This is a genomic window from Lutibacter profundi (genome assembly GCF_001543325.1).
Taxonomy (GTDB): domain Bacteria; phylum Bacteroidota; class Bacteroidia; order Flavobacteriales; family Flavobacteriaceae; genus Lutibacter; species Lutibacter profundi.
In genome coordinates this window covers 778,579-797,708 of the sequence record NZ_CP013355.1, presented here as the reverse complement: position 1 = coordinate 797,708, position 19,130 = coordinate 778,579, and the positions used below count along the sequence as shown (strand labels likewise).

Sequence of the window (19,130 nt, the reverse complement as noted above, 5' to 3'; positions counted from 1 at the left end):
TACTAAACTATTGCTTATCAACTTTAATTCGAGTATTTCTGTTTGCTAATTCCCAAGCTGTATAAAAAATAAGCTGAGTTCGTTTTGCTAATAGTTCATAGTTAATTTTATCAGGTGTATCAGAGGCTTTATGATAGTCTTTATGCGTTCCATTAAAATAGAAAATTATAGGGATGTTGTTTTTAGCAAAGCTGTAATGGTCAGATCTATAATAGAAGCGGTTAGGGTCGTCGTCACTATTATACGTGTAGTCTAAATTTAATTTTGTAAACTTATTATTTATTTCTTCTGATAATTGATGAAGCGCTGTACTCAATTTGTTTGAACCTATTAAATAAATATAATTAGGACTAAATGTGTGAATTGTATCAACACGTCCAATCATATCTATATTTAAGTCTACTACCGTATTTTTTAACGGAAAAATAGGAAAATTCGTATAATATTTAGAGCCTAACAATCCTTTTTCTTCACCCGTAACATGTAAAAACAATATAGACCTTTTTGGTTTATTTCCTTCTTCAGCTGCTTTTTGAAATGCTTCAGCAATTTCTAAAATGGCAACAGTTCCAGAACCATCATCATCGGCTCCATAATATGTTTTACCATTTTTCACTCCAAGATGGTCATAGTGAGCAGAGAGTATAATAATTTCATGAGGCTTCTCGTTTCCTTTAATAAAAGCCACTACATTTTCTGAAGGATTTATACCTAGTTTTAGATGCTCAGTAGGAATTGCTTGAAAATAATCATTTCCGCCGTACGGAGATTTGATAGCATGCGCTATATAAAAATTTTTTAAAAATTCAGCAGCTTTTTTTTGACCTAACTCACCAGTTTCTCTACCTTTAAATTCATCAGAAGCAACCGTATATAAAAGTTTTTTTAAATCGTTAGAAGTTATAGTGTTTGCATATTTAGTGGCTATTTTTCCTGTAATAATAGAAGAACTGGAAATACTATAATTACTTCCACAACTTAAAAATACTGTTGATAAAATGAATAGTAATAAATTTTTCATTGAAAGAATTTAAACACTCAAATATATTAAAATTATTGAGAGTTAGAAATGGTGAACTGCTTTAATGTTTTGTTAAAATGAATTAAATTTGAATCAAAAAGTTGATTTACATAATTATTAGCTATTAGCGTATTTGTTTTTCCTGAAACAAAATTTGAAGGAGTCATTAGCCACAATTCATCAGCCAATTGTAATGCTAAGTTAATTTCATGAGTAGATACTATAATTGTTTTGTTAAAGTTTACTGCTAATTTTTTTAACAGTGTAAAAGTTTCAAGGGTATGGTGCAAATCTAAATGTGCGGTTGGCTCGTCTAGAATAATTAAATCGGTGTTTTGAGCTAATGCTCTAGCTATTAACACTTTTTGCAATTGACCATCACTTAGTTCATAATACCTTGAGTGTATTAAGTGGGTTGTGTTTGTTTGTTCAAGGGCAGTATTTATAAATTGCAAGTCATTGTCTGTTAATTTTCCAACCCAATTTGTATATGGTTGCCTTCCAAGAGCTACCAATTCAAAAACAGATAAATTGCTTTCAGGCAATCGTTCAGTTAAAACTAAACTGAGGGATTTTGATAAGTTGAGATTGTTTAACGTATTTAGGTTTTGATTGTTAATAAAAATTTCACCATTTAAAGCGGGTTGTACCTTTGTTAGCGTTCTTAATAAGGTAGATTTACCTATGCCGTTTTTACCCAGTAAACACACTAAATTTCCTTTCTTTAATTGAATATTGAGGTTTGAAGCTATGGTATTTACTTCTTTTCTTGAAGTGTATCCAATACTTAAATTGTTGGTTTTAATAATATGTTTACTTTCTACTTTCAATTAATAATTTATTTTACGTTTTCTTATCAATAACCAAATAATTATGGGCGCTCCAAATAATGAAGTAATAGCATTAATAGGAAGTGTATATTCACTATTTGGCAATTGGGCAATGCTATCGCAAATTAACATAATAATTGCACCGCTAATTGCAACAGCAGGTAATAATATTTTATGATTTGATGTATGAAACATTAATTTTGTTAAATGAGGAACTGCTAAGCCTATAAATGCTATAGGCCCAGAAAAAGCAGTAATAACTCCTGTTAATAAACTGGTTGAAATTAATGTTAAATTACGAGTTTGTTTTACATTTACACCCATACTTTTTGCATAATTTTCACCTAAAAGCAGGCTGTTTAAGGGCTTTATAATAAGAGTAACCAATAGAACTCCAATTAAAAATACAACTAACAGAGCATTAATTTCTGCCCAGCTAAGATTTCCTAAACTTCCAAAACTCCAAAATAAATATTGTTGTAATTGACTAGCACTGCTAAAATAGGCCAATACACTAATAATAGCGGCAGTTAAACTACCAAACATTAATCCTATAATTAATATTGACATGGTGTTTCTAACCTTAACTGCAGCTAACATTACAGCAGAGAGTACTAAGAAAGCACCTAAACTAGCAGCAATTGCCATTCCCCAATTTGTAAATGCATAAGTTGTAATAGTTACTCCTAAAAAAGAGGCTCCTAAAATTAAAATTGCAACCCCTAAACTTGCGCCAGAGCTTATTCCTAAAACAAAAGGTCCTGCAAGCGGATTTCTAAAAAGAGTTTGCATTAATAAGCCACTAATTGATAAGCCAGATCCAACAATAATAGCTGTGATTGCCTTAGGTAGCCGGTAGTTTAAAACAATAGATTTCCAAGATTCTTTTTCTACTTCACCTGTGTAAAATGATAGAAAAATTTGTTTTAAAGGTATTGAAACTGAACCTAAACTAATATTTATAAAGATAGTTAGGAGTAATGCTAAAGTTAACAATACAAAAATAGTTCTATATGATTTTATTGGATTTATCAAGAATGCTCAGCTAAAAAGGTTATTAATTTTTTCATTGCCTTACCTCTATGACTTATCGTGCCTTTTTCAGTTAAACTCATCTCTGCAAATGATTTGTTATAGCCATTTGGCATAAAAATAGGATCATAGCCAAAGCCACTTTCTCCTTTTTTTTCTTTTAATATGGTTCCTTTACAAACTCCTTCAAATAAATGTTGTTTTCCATGAATATTTAATGCTATTGCAGTTCTAAACTGGGCATTTCTATTTGCGCTATCTTTAAGATTTTTTAATAATTTTTCCATATTATCATTAGCGTTATTTTCGTTACCTGCATAACGTGCTGAGTAAACTCCAGGCTCATTATTTAATGCTTCAACTTCCAAGCCAGTATCATCGGCAAAACAGTTTAATCCATATTTTTTTGTGATAAAATTTGCCTTTATAATTGCATTTCCTTCAAGTGTTTTAGCAGTTTCAGGAATATCTTCAAAACAATGAATATCGGCTAAACTAACAATTTTAAAATTGGTAAGTATTGCCTGAACTTCTTTTAGTTTGTTTAAATTGTTTGTAGCAAAAACAAGTTTTAGTTTATTCATGATGATAGGGTTCGTTTTTTAAAATGGTAAATGCTCTATAAATTTGTTCAACAATAAATAACCGAATCATTTGATGTGAAAATGTCATTTTTGACAAAGCTATTTTTCCTTGCGCCTTTTTATAAATAGTTTCTGAAAAACCATAAGGTCCACCAATAACAAATACCAATTGTTTTATACCTGAATTCATTTTTTGTTGAAGGAATTTTGAAAATGCTATGGAACGAAATTCTTTCCCTTTCTCATCTAACAATATTAAAACATCTGTTGAACTTATTTTTTTTAAAATTAGTTCACCTTCTTTCTCTTTTTGTTGAGATTCACTTAAATTTTTAACATTTTTAATGTCTGGAATAATTTCAAGTTCAAATTTAATATAATGTTTTAATCTTTTTTGATAGTTTTCTATCAAAAGTTGTAAATTTTTATCATCGGTTTTACCTATGCTTAACAATTTAATTTTCATTTGGTAAATATAAAAAGAAATAAAGATGAATTTTTTGAAAATAAAAAAGTTATTTTTGTTATAAAATAGCATAAAATGATTAGCAAAAAACAATTTGAAAAAGAACTAAACATTATAATCTCAAATGCTATTAGAGAAGATGTTGGAGGCGGAGATTATAGTTCATTAGCTTGCATTCCAGAAAGTGCACAAGGAAAAGCAAAATTATTAGTAAAAGAAGCTGGTATAATTGCTGGCGTTGAATTTGCAAAGAAAATTTTTAAATATGTAGATATAAATTTGGAGATTGAAACTTTAATTAATGATGGGGAAGAGGTGAAATATGGTGATGTTGTTTTTTATGTGTCAGGTAGTTCGCTATCTATTTTAAAGGCAGAGCGTTTAGTGTTAAATGCTATGCAGCGTATGAGTGCTATAGCAACAAAAACCAATAAGTTTGCGAATTTACTTAAAGGAACCAAAACTAAGATTTTAGATACCAGAAAAACAACTCCAGGTATTAGGGCTATTGAAAAATGGGCGGTTAAAATTGGAGGAGGTGAAAATCATAGGTTTGCGTTGTATGATATGATTATGCTAAAAGATAATCACATAGATTTTGCTGGTGGTATTACAAAAGCAATTCATAAAACACAACGTTACTTAAAAGAAAACCATCTCGATTTAAAAATTATTGTTGAAGCACGAAGTTTGAAAGAAATTGAAGAAATATTAAAATCTAACACTATTTATAGAATTTTAATTGATAACTTTAACTATGATGATACTCGAAAAGCTGTTAAAATGATAGGTAATAAATGTTTAACAGAATCTTCAGGAGGAATAACATTGGAAACAGCACGTAAATATGCCGATTGTGGAGTAGATTATATTTCTTCAGGAGCTTTAACGCATTCAGTGTATAATATGGATTTAAGTTTAAAAGCAGTTTAATGACAAAAAAAATTGAAGAGAGCTTAGATAAAATTCCAATTGTAAATTGGATTGTAAGATTGGTAAAAAAAATAAAAATACCCGGTTTGCACGGCATGTCTTTGTACGACGTTATTGAAATGTACGTTATTGGAATTGTAAAAGGAGCTTTAACCTCTAGAGCAGGAGGAATAGCATTTAGTTTTTTTATGGCGTTATTCCCTTTTTTACTCTTTATTTTGACGTTAATTCCTTATGTGCCAATTGAAGGATTTCAAAAGGATTTTTTATTTATGATTGAGCAATTATTACCTCCCAACACAGCTAATTCTGTGCAAGAAGTAATTGCAGATATTGCTAATAATAGATATGGAGGATTACTTTCATTTGGATTTATTGCTTCTGTTTTTTTAATGACTAACGGCGTAAATGCCATTTTAGGAGGTTTTGAATATTCGTACCATGTTACCGAAATGCGTAATATTTTACGCCAGTATTTTATTGCTATGGGAATGGCAATTTTATTGTCGTTTATTTTGGTTTTAACCGTTGCGGTAAGTATCTATTTTGAAATAGGAATAAACGATTTAAAGTCAAATGGATGGCTTGAAGATGAGGTTTTTTGGATTGAAAAAGGTCGGTTTCTGTTTTTTGTAATATTAATTTTTGTTTCAGTATCTCTATTGTACAAGTATGGAACAAAAGAAGTAAAAAACCATGCCTTTTTTGCCCCAGGATCAATTTTAACAACATTGCTTACCCTAGTAATGTTTAAGGTGTTTGCTATTTACGTACTAAAATTTGCAACCTATAATAAATTATATGGTTCTATAGGAACCCTACTAGTTCTTATGTTATTTGTTTGGATAAATTCAATCATATTATTATTAGGGTTTGAACTAAATGCTAGCATAAATCGTTTAAGGAAATCACATTTTAAAAAAATAAATCAATGAAAATAGTTGCAATGATTCCTGCAAGATATGAAGCTAGTCGTTTCCCAGGTAAATTAATGAAAGACTTAGCAGGGAAAACAGTTATTTTAAGAACCTATGAAGCCACAAAAAACACGGGCCTATTTGATGAAGTATATGTTGTAACAGATAGTGAACTAATTTTTAATGAAATAACTTCAAAAGGAGGTAAGGCAATAAAAAGCAAAAAGGAACACAAATCTGGAAGTGATAGAATTGCTGAAGCTGTTGAAGATATGGATGTTGATATTGTTGTTAATGTTCAGGGAGATGAGCCTTTTACGCAAACAGAGTCGTTATTTGAACTGCTAGAAGTTTTTAAACTAGATACAGATAAAGTAATTGATATTGCTTCTTTAATGCTGAAAATTGAAGAGGAAGAAGAAATTAAAAACCCAAACAATGTAAAAGTAGTTGTTGATGAAAATAGTTTTGCACTATATTTTTCACGTTCTCCAATACCATTTCCAAGAGAAAAATTGGAAGCAACTTATTTTAAACATATAGGAATTTATGCTTTTAGAAAAAAAGCTTTATTAAAATTTACTAAATTACCAATGAATAAGTTGGAGAAAACAGAAAAATTAGAGAACCTTCGTTTTTTAGCTAACGGATTAAAAGTGAAAATGATAGCAACTAATTATACTGCTATTGGAATTGATACACCTGAAGATTTAGAAAAAGCAAATAGAATATTTAAGTTAAATGAAAACATGCAGTAGAAACAACCAAGAAAAGCTTTAATTAGTTTTTTTAATTTCGGATATTTGCAAACTAATTTTTTAAAATGGCACAAAAACCAAGCATACCAAAAGGAACACGTGATTTTTCACCAACTGAAGTAGCGAAAAGGAATTATATTTTTTCAACAATTAAACAAGTGTTTGAAGTGTATGGTTTTCAACCTATTGAAACTCCATCCTTTGAAAAGTCTGAAACATTGATGGGTAAATATGGCGAAGAAGGAGATAGACTTATTTTTAAAATATTAAATTCGGGAGATTATTTAAAGAAAGTGGATGATGATTTAATAGCATCTAAAGATAGTTTAAAAGTAACTACAAAAATTTCAGAAAAAGCATTGCGTTACGATTTAACAGTACCTTTTGCACGGTATGTTGTACAACATCAAAACGAGTTGGTTTTTCCTTTTAAACGCTATCAAATGCAACCAGTTTGGCGTGCAGATAGACCGCAAAAAGGACGATTTAGAGAATTTTATCAGTGCGATGCAGATGTGGTTGGAAGCCAAAGTTTATGGCAAGAAGTAGAATTTGTACAACTATATGATGCCGTTTTTAGTAAGTTAAAATTAATAGGAACGACTATTAAACTCAATAACCGAAAAATATTAGCCGGTATTACTGAAATAATTGGTGCAAAAGATAAATTGATTGATTTTACGGTTGCTCTTGATAAATTAGATAAAATTGGAGCCGAGGGAGTAACTAAAGAAATGTTGTCAAAAGGAATTTCAGAAGAAGCTATTCATAAAGTACAACCATTGTTTCAATTTAATGGAAGTAACCAAGATAAATTAAATCAGCTACAAAATTTATTAGAAGCATCTGAAGAAGGAATGCAAGGTGTTGAAGATTTGAGATTTGTGATTGCTAATATTGAATCTTTAGGATTGCAATCTGCCACCTTAGAATTAGATGTTACTTTAGCAAGAGGGCTGAATTATTATACAGGTGCTATTTATGAAGTTATAGCACCAGAAGGTGTAAAAATGGGGTCTATTGGAGGTGGAGGAAGATATGATGATTTGACAGGGATTTTTGGATTGCATGATATGAGTGGTGTAGGTATTTCTTTTGGATTAGACCGAATTTATTTAGTATTGGAAGAATTACATTTATTTGATGAAGTAGCACTACCAAAGCCAAAAGTACTATTTATAAATTTTGGTGAATTGGAAGCCGCTTATTGTATGAAAGCTTTGATTGGCCTTAGAAATAAAGGAATTAAATCAGAATTGTACCCTGATAGTTCTAAAATGAAAAAACAACTAAATTATGCGAACAAAAGAAAAATACCTTTTGTGGTAATTGTTGGTGAAAATGAGATTAATAATGGTAATTATACATTGAAAAATATGCAAACAGGTAAACAAAAAGTTTGTACTTTGGAAGAATTACTAAAAATCACAGCATAACTTTAAAAAGTAAGTTGTAAATTTACAGGCTAAATAGTAGATAATGTTTGAAGTTAAAAACGGAATGAAAAATAGAATAGATGAACTAGGAGATGACCACGTAGGCTCTTCTGCTAAAACGCCATTAAGAGCTGATGCTTTTGATATTTCAGACCAAGAAAAGTTGATTAAAATTGAATCAAGTGTCAAAGATATTTTAACAACATTAGGAATGGATTTAGAAGATGACAGCTTAAAAGGAACACCTCAAAGAGTTGCTAAAGCTTATGTTAATGAGATTTTTAGTGGTTTAAATCCTAAAAACAGACCTAAATTATCAACTTTTGATAATAATTATAAATATGGTGAAATGCTAGTAGAAAAAAATATTACGGTATATTCTACTTGTGAGCATCATTTGTTACCAATTGTTGGACGAGCTCATGTTGCCTATATTTCAAATGGAAATGTAATAGGTTTGTCTAAAATGAATAGAATTGTAGATTATTACGCTAAAAGACCGCAAGTGCAGGAACGCTTAACAATGCAGGTGGTTCAAGCTTTGCAAGAGGCTTTGGGGACTGAAGATGTTGCCTGTGTAATTGATGCAAAACATTTATGTGTGAATTCAAGAGGAGTACGCGATATTGAAAGTAGTACTGTAACTTCTGAATTTGGAGGGAAATTCAAAAACAAAGAAATTAAACGAGAATTTTTAGACTATATAAAAATGGAAACAGATTTTGAATAAAAATTCTTTACAATAAATTTAAAAGCATCCAATTGGGTGCTTTTTTAATTAAAACCTATTGATAAAAAAGCGATACTTATAATAAAAAGGCTATTTAAACTCGAATTCATTTGCTGAATTTATATAACTTTTCTTGATAAGATAATTCTTATAAATAATGAAATAAATGCTCCAAATGAAATATAACAGATAAAATTAATACATAAGAAAAAATGATAAGTTGTATGCAAGCGTATGAAAAATTAAATTAGGAAAACACTAGGATTTATAAATGAGATTGAATAAATTTAATAGTTAAAAAATTGAAATTTTAAATAGTATCATTATGAAAAATAAATTGAACCTATTTTATTTAATTGCCCTAACATTATTTATTTATTCTTGCTCAAATTCAAATAACGACAGGCCAATTGGACAATGGGATGACATTATAAAATTATCCACAAAAGATGTTACTTTTAAATCTACTTCAGATTCTATAACCATTACAACAGAAGGAGATTGGTGGTGGATTATAGGAATAACAGTTAATAATGAACATTTTGCGATTCCTGACAATATCAATATTGAATCAGATAACTATGTCATCAAACAGGATTGTTTTACGGTTGAGAAAAAAGACAATAACACATTGTATATAGAATTAGATGAAAATCTAACAGGCACTGAAAGAATAGTAGTTGTAGAGCTTGAAGCAGGAGATTATTTTGATAGAGTTATAATAACCCAAGATCCGAAATAAAAGATTGACTATTTTGTAAGCATTATGAAAAGACGTCAGCATACAACACCTCATAAAATTTATGCTTACATTTAAACTAAATAACGAACCGATAAATATTTAACAAACGATTTACGATGTCTGAAAAATCTTCAATTTTCAAGTCGCACAAATCTTATAAAATCTCGTTGTGCTCCCTGAGAACGTAGGCACCTAAAAACCAGCATATAATTAAATTTTTATTCAACATATTCTAAAATATCACCAGGTTGACAGTTTAATGTTAAACAAATTGCATTTAGTGTAGAAAAACGAATTGCTTTAACCTTTCCTTGTTTTAGAATTGAAAGATTGACTGTTGACACACCAACTTTTTCAGAAAGTTCTTTTAATTTCATTTTCCTTTTAGCTAGCATAACATCTAAATTCACAATAATAGGCATACTTATAAATTTAAACTATTAATGAATTTTCAATATCATTTAATAAGTTATCATAATTTTTTTCATTTTTACCCCAAGAATATATTTGAAATAAAGTTGTGGAACAGAACTTCATTATTGTTTCGTTTCCATTTGTTTCAAAACTGATGTATAAATTTTCACCCCAAGACTTAAATGTTATAGTTGAGATTGCTAAAATTTCAAGTTTTTCTTTATTCGTTTCAACCAATTTAAAATTGGAACTATTAATTACCTCAATAATTTTTTCAAACATCAAATCTTTAGGTATATCATATGATTTTTGATGCCAAACTTTTGTTGTAAAAAGATTATATTGGTTTGTAAAGTAATTCTTGAATGAAAGAGATTTTCTAATTATTAAATTGAAAATAAAAAAAACTACAATTAGAAAGAGAAAAACCATTATTATAGGGTTATTAGGTTTTAAATAGTAAGTTATTAAACCTGAAATAAGCATAATTAAGATTGCTACCAAAATATGTTTGAAAGTTGTCATAAACAATAATTTTTTAAATTTAAATACAAATAAATACATTAAAAGAATGAAAAGCAAATATTATTTAATGTTTATCATTAAATAATTAACGATATAAATTAAAAATAAGTAATCACCAATCACTAAGTACAACAAAAACACACATAAGTGTATATGTAGTATTCCTAATTAGGTGCTAAAAGAGTGAATGGGTAATAAGGAATATTTCTAAGAATCCAAAAAACGACTACAATTATTAATATAATAATAGGTGTTTTAGGATGATACATATAATTGTAAATATGCTTTTTAAAAAATAGATTTAAACTGGTTACAATTAAGTGATAACCTATAAGAAGTACGCCCAAAAGGTATAAGATATTTTGCTGTAATACACCCAAAATATTTAAATGTAAAAGCTGGTGTGTAGCGCGTTGACTGCCACAACCCGGACAATACAAACCGGTAGTAACATATAGAGGGCACTTTGGAAAAAAGTTAACATTACTAGGGTTTACAAAAAAAAATAGGAATGCTATAACTATTCCAAGTACCAACACTCCTATATATTTTAATTTCATTAAAATTAATTTAGTTTCCTAAACCCATAATAGCTGCTCCTCCTAGGGCAAAAAGAAAAATAGCATATAAAATTACAATTGCTATTCCTGCAAATAAACCCCATTTCATCCATTTTTTTGCATTTTCAGAAGCTTCTATAGCTCCTTGATAATCACCAGCAGCAAATTTAGAATTCACCTGACTGGCAAAAACAATGCCTGCAATACCAAAAGGTAAGCAGCAAAAAATAGTTACTAAAATTGATTCAACTAAATAATTTTTAGGTTGGTTTTGTTCCATCTTTTTCTAGATTAAAATTTATAACGATGTTAAATGTACAAATTTTATATAGATTATTTAATGTCCTCAAAAATAAAATGAGACTCTTCAATTCATTTAATATTTAATTTTTATATTCTGCAATAATATTATGTTAACTTTGTTTCATTATTTTTAGATACAATAGGGTATGATGAGTTTTAAAGTTGGTGATAATGTGGCTGTAATTGATGATGTACTTAAAGGAAAAGTAATTGAAGTGCATAATGGTAAAATTATTGTTGAAACTTCTGATGGGTTTCCTTTCGATTTTTCTCCAAATGAATTGGTAGTCATCAAAGAAAGTCAAAAAGAACTCTCTAAGTTTAGTGATATTTCTAATGAGAATTTATTAGAAAAGTTAAGTCAAACAGCCTCTAAAAAAAATACACCAAAATTTAAGTCTACCGTAAAGCAAGATAAATTACCACCAATGGAAGTAGATTTACATATCCATCATTTAACTGCTTCAACAAAGGGGATGGATAATTATGACATGTTAAATATTCAAATGAATGAAGCAAAACATAAACTGGAGTTTGCTATTAAAAATAGAATTCCTAAAGTTGTTTTTATTCATGGAGTGGGTGAAGGGGTTTTAAAAACAGAACTTGAATTTTTATTTAAAAATTACCATGTTACTTGGTATGAAGCTTCTTTTAAAAAATATGGTTTAGGAGCAACAGAGGTTTATATATACCAAAACCCTAAAGATTAATAGCTAGAGTGTCCCAAAATAAAAATTTTCGAACAAAATTCGTTCATTTGTATCATTAAACAATAAATTTGAAATACTAATTTCATACGTGTAACTGGTAATAACACCATCTGTTAAATTTGCAGTAGTTGTAATGTTAATTGTACCACTTTCAGCAATTAACTCCTTTACAACAATTGGTGTTGCAGGAGGTATATCTTGACAAAAATAATTAGCTTCTATACCCTCTTTAAAAATTCTATAAATCACACTTGAAACGGTAGAAATAGGAATTGATTTTTCACCTTCTATAGTCCCTAAATCAGTAGGGCTAAGAGTTAAAACAATTGCTTCAGTACCATTACTGTTTGTTTTATAAAGAATATATTCTCCACAACTATTTACAGTATCAGTAAATTCAAAAGCAGGCACATCAAAATCACCATCATTACAAGCAAACAATGAGAATGTTAAAAAAAGAAGTATGATTTTTTTCATTTTAAATAAAATTTTTAAAAAACAAAAATAAGTGTTTTATACAATTCAACGTTAAATGAAACCAACTATTTTAATTACTTTTGCTTTTAATGAAAAGTATATATTTAGATAATGCAGCAACAACACCTATTTTACCTGAAGTAATTGATGTAATTAGCAGTTCAATGGCTACTATTTATGGAAATCCATCTTCAACACATCAAATAGGAAGAAAAGCTAAATCGTTGGTTGAAACAGCCCGTAAGAATATTGCAAAACACTTAAATGTAGCTTCAAATGAAATAATTTTTACCGCTGGAGGAAGTGAGGCCGATAATTTAATTTTACAAAATTCGGTTAAAAATTTAGGCGTAACTACAATAATTTCATCTAAAATTGAGCATCATGCCGTATTGCATACCATTAAAAATCTTGTAAAAGAATTTGGAATTACTGCTTTATGGGTTGATTTGGACGAAAATGGAGATATAAATTATACGCATTTAGAACAATTGCTTCAACAAACAGATGGAAAAAAAATAGTGAGTTTAATGTACGTGAATAATGAGATTGGGAACTTATTAAATTTAAAAAAAGTTTCAGATTTATGTTTAAAATATGATGCGTTATTTCATTCTGACACAGTTCAAGGGGTTGGACATTTTGAAATAGATGTAAAACAAATTCCAATTGATTTTTTTACTGCTAGTGCTCATAAATTTCACGGGCCTAAAGGAGTAGGGTTTGCATACATAAAAAAAGGTTTTGGTATTTACCCCATTTTGCACGGAGGTGAGCAGGAAAGAGGAGCAAGAGCCGGAACTGAAAATATACACAGTATATTAGGAATGGAAAAGGCCTTAGAAATAGCATTAACAAATTTGGAAGAAGAATCTACATATATTCAAAAATTAAAAAGTTCTTTTATTAAAGAACTTAAAAGTAATTTTAAAGAAATTAAATTTAACGGACTGTCAGAAAGTGAAACTAAAAGTAGTTATATAATATTAAATGTTAGATTTCCCAAAGAATATGCGATGCTTCTATTTAATTTAGATTTAAAAGGAATTGCAGTTTCAGGAGGAAGTGCTTGCCAAAGTGGCAGTAATAAAGGTTCACACGTGTTAAACACCATACTTTCTGAAGCCGAAACAACCAAAACTTCAGTGCGATTTTCTTTCAGTAAATTTAATACTGAACAAGAAATAGATACTGTAATTGATGTATTAAAACAAATAATAAATTAAATGTTAAATTATCCTTTAAAGTTTAGACCAATATTGAAAGAAAAAATTTGGGGAGGTAATAAATTGGTTACCAAACTGAATAAAAACTCGTTATTAAAAAATATTGGCGAAAGTTGGGAGATTTCTGATGTAGAAAATAATATTTCAATTGTTTCTAATGGAAATTTAAAAAATAAATCGTTGAAGGAGCTGCTTCAAGTGTATAAAGCTAATTTAATTGGAGAAAATAATTACATAAATTTTGGAAATAAATTTCCTTTATTAATTAAGTTTATTGATGCAAAACAAGATTTATCTGTTCAAGTACATCCAAATGATGAATTGTCAAAAAAACAGCATAATTCTTTTGGGAAAACCGAAATGTGGTATATTATTGAGGCTGATAAAAATGCCAAACTTATTTTAGGTTTTAACGGTATTATTACACCTAAACAATATACTCATTTACTAGAAGAGCATAAAATAATGTCTGTTCTAAATAGCGAAAATGTTAAAAAAGGTGATGCTTTTTTTATTGAACCAGGAACTGTACATTCAATTGGAGCTGGAATAGTGTTGGCTGAAATTCAACAAACATCAGATATTACTTATAGAATTTATGATTTTGACAGAGTTGATGCAAATGGTAATAAACGAGAATTACATACAAAATTAGCTCTTAAGGCAATAAATTTTAATGATAAAATAGCGTGTAAATGTAATTATTCAACTAAAATAAATACATTTAATAATATAGTTAGTTGTAATTATTTTAAAACAAACTTTATACCTATTGTTAAAGAAAAAGTTATTGATTATTCAAAAACTGATTCATTTGTAATTTTTATGTGTGTTGAAGGAAGTGCAACAATCTCTATTTTTGGTAATTCAGAAACAGTAATTTTTGGAGAAACAATATTGATTCCTGCAACTGCTGAAAAAGTGAGTATAACAACTAAAACTAGCTGTAAATTGTTGGAAATTACAGTTTAGATAACATTGACTTCAATTTCAATTTCAATGTTGAAAATTTCCGTTACTTTTTGTTGAATTTTTTTAGACAAACTTAATATTTCTTTTCCAGTAGCATTGCCATAATTTACCAATACTAAAGCTTGTTTAGAGTGTACACCGGCATCACCAAAGCGTTTCCCTTTAAATCCGCATTGTTCAATTAGCCAACCTGCAGGTATTTTTATCTCATTGTTATTAACTATATAATGTGGAATTTTAGGATAGTTTTCTTTCAATATGTTGAAATGTTTTTTTGAAATTACAGGATTTTTAAAAAAGCTACCACTATTTCCAATTTCTTTTGGGTTTGGTAATTTACTTTGCCTAATTGCAATTACAGCATCTGAAACATCTTTAATAGTAGGCGTTTTTTTATTTTGAATAATTGCACTAATAGCTCCATAAGAAGTATTTAGGATATGATTATTTTTAGTGAGCTTAAAAGTTACATTTACAATAATGTATTTACCTTTTAATTCATTTTTAAAAATAGAATTTCGATATCCAAAGTTACATTCGTCTTTTGTAAATATTTTAGTTTTTCCAGTTTTAATTTCAAGAGCTTCTAATTGGTAGAATGTATCTTTAATTTCAACTCCGTAAGCGCCAATATTTTGAATAGGAGAGGTCCCCACATTTCCTGGTATTAGCGATAGATTTTCTAGTCCGCCATAGTTTTGTGAAATACACCAAAGAACAAATTCGTTCCAATTCTCCCCAGCTTCAGCAGTTACATAAACAATATCTTTTTCAGTGTCGTTAACTATAATCCCTTTTAAATTTAAATGAATTACTAATTTCTCAATATCAGAAGTTAGCAACATATTACTACCTCCACCCAATAAGAAAATATCATTGTTTAAATTAATAATTTCAACAAGTTTTTTTACTGAATTTATAGCTATAAATTGTTTGGCGTAAACATCAATGCCAAACGTATTGTATTCTTTTAAAGATATGTTGTGTTGGATATTCAATTAACTTTTGCTTAAAAAAATATACGATCATTTTTCAGTGAAATTAGTAAAAATAATTGATTTTTCTTTTTTAAACTATAAATAATTTACTTGTTAAAAAGGGTAGGGTCTATGTTGTTTTTATCCCTAATTTATTTTGTTAAAAAGTTGCTTTTAATCCTATATTAAATGCCCTTGGCATACCCGATCTTAAGCCTGCAGGTCTTCTAGATGCAACATATACTTTGTTTGTTAAATTCGTAGCATTGGCAAAAATAGAGATATTCTTATGCAATATATAATTAGCACTACTGTCAATTACAAGATAAGATTCTATTTTTTCATTGAGAGGAATTTTCCCTTGTCCTGGTAAAGTGCGCATTTCTCCTAAATATTTACCACTTACATTGAAACTAAACTGTGGATGTTCTAGTCCAAGTATAAGTGTAAGTTGATTATTTGCTAAATATGGGAATTGATCTCCTGCTGAAACTTTTCCCCACCCTCCAAAATCACTCTCAAAGTCATTTTGAAATTTGGCATCAGTATAAGTGTAAACTATGGTAATAGGCAGATTAATTGTTCGTTGTTTTTTTGAAGCCAATAGGTCATAAGTAAGTTGAAATTCTAATCCCTTTGTTTTTACTTGTCCACCATTAAATAAATCACCTGTACCATCACCTCCCGCAGCGGCAAGATCAGACCCTAATAAATTACTGTAATTATTATAAAAAATAACAGGTTTGTAGGATAAAGAATTTTTACTATATCTCAGCCCTAATTCATAGTTTATACTTTTTTCAGGTTTTGTTCCTTCTTTTGAACCTGGAGGTGAAAATCCTTTATGAATACCTGCAAAAGTACTTGTACTTTCACTAAACTGGTAATCGAACCCAATTCCAGGAATAAAAACATCTACATTGTTGCTTCTTTTTGACAGATTGATTCCTTCTCTGTTAATATCTGATGTTCCATAGTCTAACCTTTTTAAGGTTATGTTTTCATATCTAATACCGGGAGTTGCTGAAAATTTACCTATATTAATTTTGTATTGTATATAAGTTGCTATTGCGTCTGCAGTTTCAATTCGGTTACTTTCTGTACCGGGTATTCCTTCTTTAGTTAAATTCATAATGCCATTATTCATAGAAAACTCATCTACCCATTGGAAGCGATCTACTTGGTCTTGATGTACTCTAAATCCAAAATCAATTTTATGAGCTATATTATTGGTTTTAAAATTATATCCAAAAATTGTTTGAATACCTTTTGCATAATAAGAGCGATTGTTTGCTTTTACAAAAAGAGCATCTTCATATGTGCTGGTAGATCCTGTTAAAATAGCAAAAGCATCTTCGGAATCTAATGGGTTTTCTAGCAATGAATTAATACTTGTTTTTGTTCCGGTATTATCTTTTACTTTATTTAGTTTGAACCAATTTCTGTAAAATTTAGAATAATAAGCTGTAGTTGAGATATTAAAATTCTCTGAGAAATTTGCAACATGTGTTAATGAAAATTGTGAGTGCTTTGTATTCATTTGATCTTTTTGTGAAGCAGCATACCTACGATATGGATTGGCATTAAAATCTTCTTGTGTTAAGCCAAGGTAGGTTTCATTAGAGACTTCATTAGATCTACCTATTTTAAAGGTTAAAGATTGATATACTTTTGCATCATCATCGGTATTGATTCGAAATTTTGCCAAATAATCTTTTTTATCAAAACCGGTATTCCCTCCACCGTCTAATTGTTTAAAACCATTAGAACTATATTGAAATGTTTCTACAATATATGCGAAGTTTTTATAAGAATTACCCACAAAAGCATGTAGGTTTTTACCTCCAAAACTACCTGTAATCAAGTTTAACCTTCCCGAGAACTCATAAGGAATTTGTGTTGATATTAGATTAATAGCACCTCCTGTGGTGTGAGGGCCATATTTTATTTGGCTACTACCTTTTAGAATTTCTATTGCCTGCATTCTTCCTATTGTTGGGAAATAATAAGCTGCAGGAGCTGCATATGCAGCAGGAGCCATAAGCACCCCATCTTCCATTACTGTAATTTTTGAGCTTCTCTCTACTCCAGTTCCTCTTAAACCAATATTAACACGAAGTCCAAAGCCATCTTCCTCCTGTATATTAACACCAGGAACAGCGCGTAAAATTCTATTAATATCTGTATAACTAAATTTTTGAATTTCTTTTGGTGTAATATAATGTACAGAACCCATAATTCCTTTTATTCCTGAAATACCACCAGTCATTATAACAACTTCAGAAAGTGACGAAACAGCCTCTATCATTGTGAAATTTAAATTCAGAATCTCGTTTTCTTGAATAGAAATTTCTTTTTTTATGGTATGATATCCAATTGCAGAAATTACCAATGTATATTGTCCTTTATGGATATTCTTTAGAATGTAATTACCTGTACTGTTTGATGTACTGCCTATATTCGTTTTATCTAAATATACGGAAACGCCTGACATTGCTGTTGTACTGTCAGTTTGTTTTATCTTTCCTTTAATAGTTGCATTTTGCGCTAAGGCTCCTGTAAAACTTAATAATATTATTGCAATAATTGTAATATTTTTTTTCATTTAACTGTATATTTAATTGTAACTATATTTGTTATTTAGAATGATTCTTAATAATTTTAGCAAATATACAATGGTATTCGGCTATAGTCAATAGCTTTAAAAGGTCATAAGCACTACCTAAAACAGGGTATTTGTTATATCTAGTGCAGTATTGTTTGGAATTATGGTTGTATTATGGATAAATAAGTCCAACATTTACAGCGTAAAGAACTAGTTCTGAAGCAGATTTAACTCCAAGTTTTTTCATAATGTTTTTACGGTGTGTATTGATAGTGTGAGGGCTTAAAAAAAGCTTTGTTGCAATTTCTTTGCTAGTCATTCCTTTTGCAATTAGTGTTGTAATTTCAGTTTCTCTTTGAGATAAGCTAGTTGGGTCACAATCATCATTAGAATTTAGTTTCTTTTCTAGTATAATATTTATGATTTTGTTACAGTAGAATTTTTCGTTATTCGCAATTGCAAAAATGGCATTAATTAACTCTCCCTCATCACATTCTCGTGTAAGATAGCCATGTACACCTAATTCTAGAATTGAAAGAATATAGGTTGGGTTTTTATCAGTAGAAATAATTAAAATTTTGGTGTTAGCGTGTAGTTGTTTTACTTGTTTAATATCATTAATAGAGAATGAATTACTTTGATCACAATTCATTATTAGTAAATCAGGTTTTTTGTTAGATAGTGTTTCAAAAAGGACTTGATTATTTTCAGCGTTGTATAAAGTATTTATACCGCCTCCTTTAAATAGTATTGATTTTAACCCAATGCGTACAAGTGTATCAGAGGTTGCATGCACTATATTTATATTGCTCATTATTTATTTAGAATCATTCTTAATAAAGCGCAAATTACCTAATTTTTTTCAATAAAACAAATACCTAAAATGCGGTATGTTTCACAAAAAATAAA

At 29.1% G+C, this 19,130-nt stretch carries 22 protein-coding genes; 9 read left to right on the top strand and 13 right to left on the bottom strand.

What is annotated here, in order from left to right:
• Nucleotides 1-7: 7 nt before the first annotated feature.
• From Lupro_RS03495 to rlmH, 5 genes are read right to left on the bottom strand one after another with little or no spacing between them, the layout of a single operon-like run.
• Nucleotides 8-1,021, bottom strand: coding sequence for a M28 family metallopeptidase (locus Lupro_RS03495; RefSeq protein WP_068206303.1), 1,014 nt, complete (start codon nt 1,019-1,021; stop codon nt 8-10).
• A gap of 32 nt (nt 1,022-1,053) precedes the next feature.
• Complete coding sequence (locus Lupro_RS03490; RefSeq protein WP_068206302.1) at nt 1,054-1,851, bottom strand: ABC transporter ATP-binding protein; 798 nt, start codon at nt 1,849-1,851, stop codon at nt 1,054-1,056.
• Nucleotides 1,852-2,883, bottom strand: coding sequence for a FecCD family ABC transporter permease (locus Lupro_RS03485; RefSeq protein ID WP_068211411.1), 1,032 nt, complete (start codon nt 2,881-2,883; stop codon nt 1,852-1,854).
• Nucleotides 2,883-3,467, bottom strand: coding sequence for a non-canonical purine NTP diphosphatase (locus Lupro_RS03480; protein ID WP_068206300.1), 585 nt, complete (start codon nt 3,465-3,467; stop codon nt 2,883-2,885). The genes Lupro_RS03485 and Lupro_RS03480 overlap by 1 nt, the downstream gene beginning before the upstream one ends.
• Nucleotides 3,460-3,933 (bottom strand): 23S rRNA (pseudouridine(1915)-N(3))-methyltransferase RlmH, encoded by a 474-nt coding sequence (rlmH, locus tag Lupro_RS03475; RefSeq protein WP_068206298.1) that lies wholly within the window; start codon nt 3,931-3,933, stop codon nt 3,460-3,462. Before rlmH ends, Lupro_RS03480 begins: the two co-directional genes overlap by 8 nt.
• A 75-nt stretch (nt 3,934-4,008) precedes the next feature.
• On the opposite strand from rlmH, the gene nadC reads away from it, so the two are divergent.
• From nadC to Lupro_RS03445, 6 genes are all read left to right on the top strand, one after another.
• Nucleotides 4,009-4,866, top strand: coding sequence for a carboxylating nicotinate-nucleotide diphosphorylase (nadC, locus tag Lupro_RS03470; RefSeq protein ID WP_068206296.1), 858 nt, complete (start codon nt 4,009-4,011; stop codon nt 4,864-4,866).
• Nucleotides 4,866-5,801, top strand: a complete 936-nt coding sequence (locus Lupro_RS03465; RefSeq protein WP_068206295.1) for a YihY/virulence factor BrkB family protein — start codon at nt 4,866-4,868, stop codon at nt 5,799-5,801. The genes nadC and Lupro_RS03465 overlap by 1 nt, the downstream gene beginning before the upstream one ends.
• The gene (gene kdsB, locus Lupro_RS03460; protein WP_068206292.1) at nt 5,798-6,541 is read left to right on the top strand and encodes a 3-deoxy-manno-octulosonate cytidylyltransferase; all 744 of its coding nucleotides are present in this window, start codon (nt 5,798-5,800) and stop codon (nt 6,539-6,541) included. The genes Lupro_RS03465 and kdsB overlap by 4 nt, the downstream gene beginning before the upstream one ends.
• Before the next feature lie 65 nt (nt 6,542-6,606).
• A complete protein-coding gene (hisS, locus tag Lupro_RS03455) occupies nt 6,607-7,977 on the top strand; it encodes a histidine--tRNA ligase (RefSeq protein ID WP_068206290.1) in 1,371 nt (456 codons plus the stop codon).
• Nucleotides 7,978-8,020: 43 nt separating this feature from the next.
• On the top strand, nt 8,021-8,707 hold the full coding sequence (gene folE / locus Lupro_RS03450) for a GTP cyclohydrolase I FolE (RefSeq protein ID WP_227807476.1): 687 nt from the start codon (nt 8,021-8,023) through the stop codon (nt 8,705-8,707).
• 325 nt (nt 8,708-9,032) lie between these two features.
• Nucleotides 9,033-9,449, top strand: coding sequence for a hypothetical protein (locus Lupro_RS03445; RefSeq protein WP_068206288.1), 417 nt, complete (start codon nt 9,033-9,035; stop codon nt 9,447-9,449).
• Between the two features lie 218 nt (nt 9,450-9,667).
• On the opposite strand, the gene Lupro_RS03440 is transcribed toward Lupro_RS03445, so the two are convergent.
• The 4 genes from Lupro_RS03440 to Lupro_RS03425 all read right to left on the bottom strand — a co-directional run bounded on the left by Lupro_RS03440 (nt 9,668) and on the right by Lupro_RS03425 (nt 11,228).
• Entirely contained in the window at nt 9,668-9,871 is a 204-nt protein-coding gene (locus Lupro_RS03440) for a helix-turn-helix domain-containing protein (RefSeq protein ID WP_068206286.1), read from the bottom strand.
• A gap of 10 nt (nt 9,872-9,881) precedes the next feature.
• Entirely contained in the window at nt 9,882-10,388 is a 507-nt protein-coding gene (locus Lupro_RS03435) for a hypothetical protein (protein WP_068211405.1), read from the bottom strand.
• 164 nt (nt 10,389-10,552) lie between these two features.
• Nucleotides 10,553-10,948 (bottom strand): DUF2752 domain-containing protein, encoded by a 396-nt coding sequence (locus tag Lupro_RS03430; protein WP_068206283.1) that lies wholly within the window; start codon nt 10,946-10,948, stop codon nt 10,553-10,555.
• A 10-nt stretch (nt 10,949-10,958) separates the two neighbouring features.
• Nucleotides 10,959-11,228 (bottom strand): CD225/dispanin family protein, encoded by a 270-nt coding sequence (locus Lupro_RS03425; RefSeq protein WP_068206281.1) that lies wholly within the window; start codon nt 11,226-11,228, stop codon nt 10,959-10,961.
• A 169-nt stretch (nt 11,229-11,397) separates the two neighbouring features.
• Here Lupro_RS03425 and Lupro_RS03420 point away from each other — a divergent pair, with 169 nt between their 5' ends.
• Nucleotides 11,398-11,964: a DNA mismatch repair protein MutS gene (locus tag Lupro_RS03420; RefSeq protein ID WP_068206279.1), complete on the top strand. Its 567-nt coding sequence runs from the start codon at nt 11,398-11,400 to the stop codon at nt 11,962-11,964.
• A 3-nt stretch (nt 11,965-11,967) separates the two neighbouring features.
• Here the strand turns inward: Lupro_RS03420 and Lupro_RS03415 are convergent, their stop codons facing one another.
• Nucleotides 11,968-12,441: a hypothetical protein gene (locus Lupro_RS03415; RefSeq protein WP_068206277.1), complete on the bottom strand. Its 474-nt coding sequence runs from the start codon at nt 12,439-12,441 to the stop codon at nt 11,968-11,970.
• An 89-nt stretch (nt 12,442-12,530) separates the two neighbouring features.
• Between Lupro_RS03415 and Lupro_RS03410 the strand changes: the two genes are divergently transcribed.
• Nucleotides 12,531-13,667 (top strand): cysteine desulfurase family protein, encoded by a 1,137-nt coding sequence (locus Lupro_RS03410; protein ID WP_068206274.1) that lies wholly within the window; start codon nt 12,531-12,533, stop codon nt 13,665-13,667.
• Complete coding sequence (locus tag Lupro_RS03405; protein WP_068206273.1) at nt 13,668-14,639, top strand: type I phosphomannose isomerase catalytic subunit; 972 nt, start codon at nt 13,668-13,670, stop codon at nt 14,637-14,639.
• Here the strand turns inward: Lupro_RS03405 and murB are convergent.
• The 3 genes from murB to Lupro_RS03390 all read right to left on the bottom strand — a co-directional run bounded on the left by murB (nt 14,636) and on the right by Lupro_RS03390 (nt 19,035).
• On the bottom strand, nt 14,636-15,637 hold the full coding sequence (gene murB, locus Lupro_RS03400; protein ID WP_068206271.1) for a UDP-N-acetylmuramate dehydrogenase: 1,002 nt from the start codon (nt 15,635-15,637) through the stop codon (nt 14,636-14,638). The two genes, Lupro_RS03405 and murB, sit on opposite strands and share 4 nt — an antisense overlap.
• Nucleotides 15,638-15,776: 139 nt before the next feature.
• Entirely contained in the window at nt 15,777-18,221 is a 2,445-nt protein-coding gene (locus Lupro_RS03395) for a TonB-dependent receptor (protein ID WP_082703848.1), read from the bottom strand.
• A gap of 172 nt (nt 18,222-18,393) precedes the next feature.
• Nucleotides 18,394-19,035, bottom strand: coding sequence for a helix-turn-helix transcriptional regulator (locus tag Lupro_RS03390; RefSeq protein ID WP_068206269.1), 642 nt, complete (start codon nt 19,033-19,035; stop codon nt 18,394-18,396).
• Between the last annotated feature and the right edge of the window lie 95 nt (nt 19,036-19,130).

Coding starts and splice junctions, on each gene's coding strand:
- Lupro_RS03395 (WP_082703848.1), bottom strand. CDS start 18,221: ATGAAAAAAAATATTACAATTATTGCAATAATATTATTAAGTTTTACA.
- Lupro_RS03445 (WP_068206288.1), top strand. CDS start 9,033: ATGAAAAATAAATTGAACCTATTTTATTTAATTGCCCTAACATTATTT.
- nadC (WP_068206296.1), top strand. CDS start 4,009: ATGATTAGCAAAAAACAATTTGAAAAAGAACTAAACATTATAATCTCA.
- Lupro_RS03415 (WP_068206277.1), bottom strand. CDS start 12,441: ATGAAAAAAATCATACTTCTTTTTTTAACATTCTCATTGTTTGCTTGT.
- Lupro_RS03435 (WP_068211405.1), bottom strand. CDS start 10,388: ATGACAACTTTCAAACATATTTTGGTAGCAATCTTAATTATGCTTATT.
- Lupro_RS03465 (WP_068206295.1), top strand. CDS start 4,866: ATGACAAAAAAAATTGAAGAGAGCTTAGATAAAATTCCAATTGTAAAT.
- Lupro_RS03495 (WP_068206303.1), bottom strand. CDS start 1,021: ATGAAAAATTTATTACTATTCATTTTATCAACAGTATTTTTAAGTTGT.
- Lupro_RS03390 (WP_068206269.1), bottom strand. CDS start 19,035: ATGAGCAATATAAATATAGTGCATGCAACCTCTGATACACTTGTACGC.
- Lupro_RS03480 (WP_068206300.1), bottom strand. CDS start 3,467: ATGAATAAACTAAAACTTGTTTTTGCTACAAACAATTTAAACAAACTA.
- Lupro_RS03440 (WP_068206286.1), bottom strand. CDS start 9,871: ATGCCTATTATTGTGAATTTAGATGTTATGCTAGCTAAAAGGAAAATG.
- Lupro_RS03405 (WP_068206273.1), top strand. CDS start 13,668: ATGTTAAATTATCCTTTAAAGTTTAGACCAATATTGAAAGAAAAAATT.
- rlmH (WP_068206298.1), bottom strand. CDS start 3,933: ATGAAAATTAAATTGTTAAGCATAGGTAAAACCGATGATAAAAATTTA.
- Lupro_RS03425 (WP_068206281.1), bottom strand. CDS start 11,228: ATGGAACAAAACCAACCTAAAAATTATTTAGTTGAATCAATTTTAGTA.
- hisS (WP_068206290.1), top strand. CDS start 6,607: ATGGCACAAAAACCAAGCATACCAAAAGGAACACGTGATTTTTCACCA.
- Lupro_RS03430 (WP_068206283.1), bottom strand. CDS start 10,948: ATGAAATTAAAATATATAGGAGTGTTGGTACTTGGAATAGTTATAGCA.
- Lupro_RS03410 (WP_068206274.1), top strand. CDS start 12,531: ATGAAAAGTATATATTTAGATAATGCAGCAACAACACCTATTTTACCT.
- Lupro_RS03420 (WP_068206279.1), top strand. CDS start 11,398: ATGATGAGTTTTAAAGTTGGTGATAATGTGGCTGTAATTGATGATGTA.
- folE (WP_227807476.1), top strand. CDS start 8,021: ATGTTTGAAGTTAAAAACGGAATGAAAAATAGAATAGATGAACTAGGA.
- kdsB (WP_068206292.1), top strand. CDS start 5,798: ATGAAAATAGTTGCAATGATTCCTGCAAGATATGAAGCTAGTCGTTTC.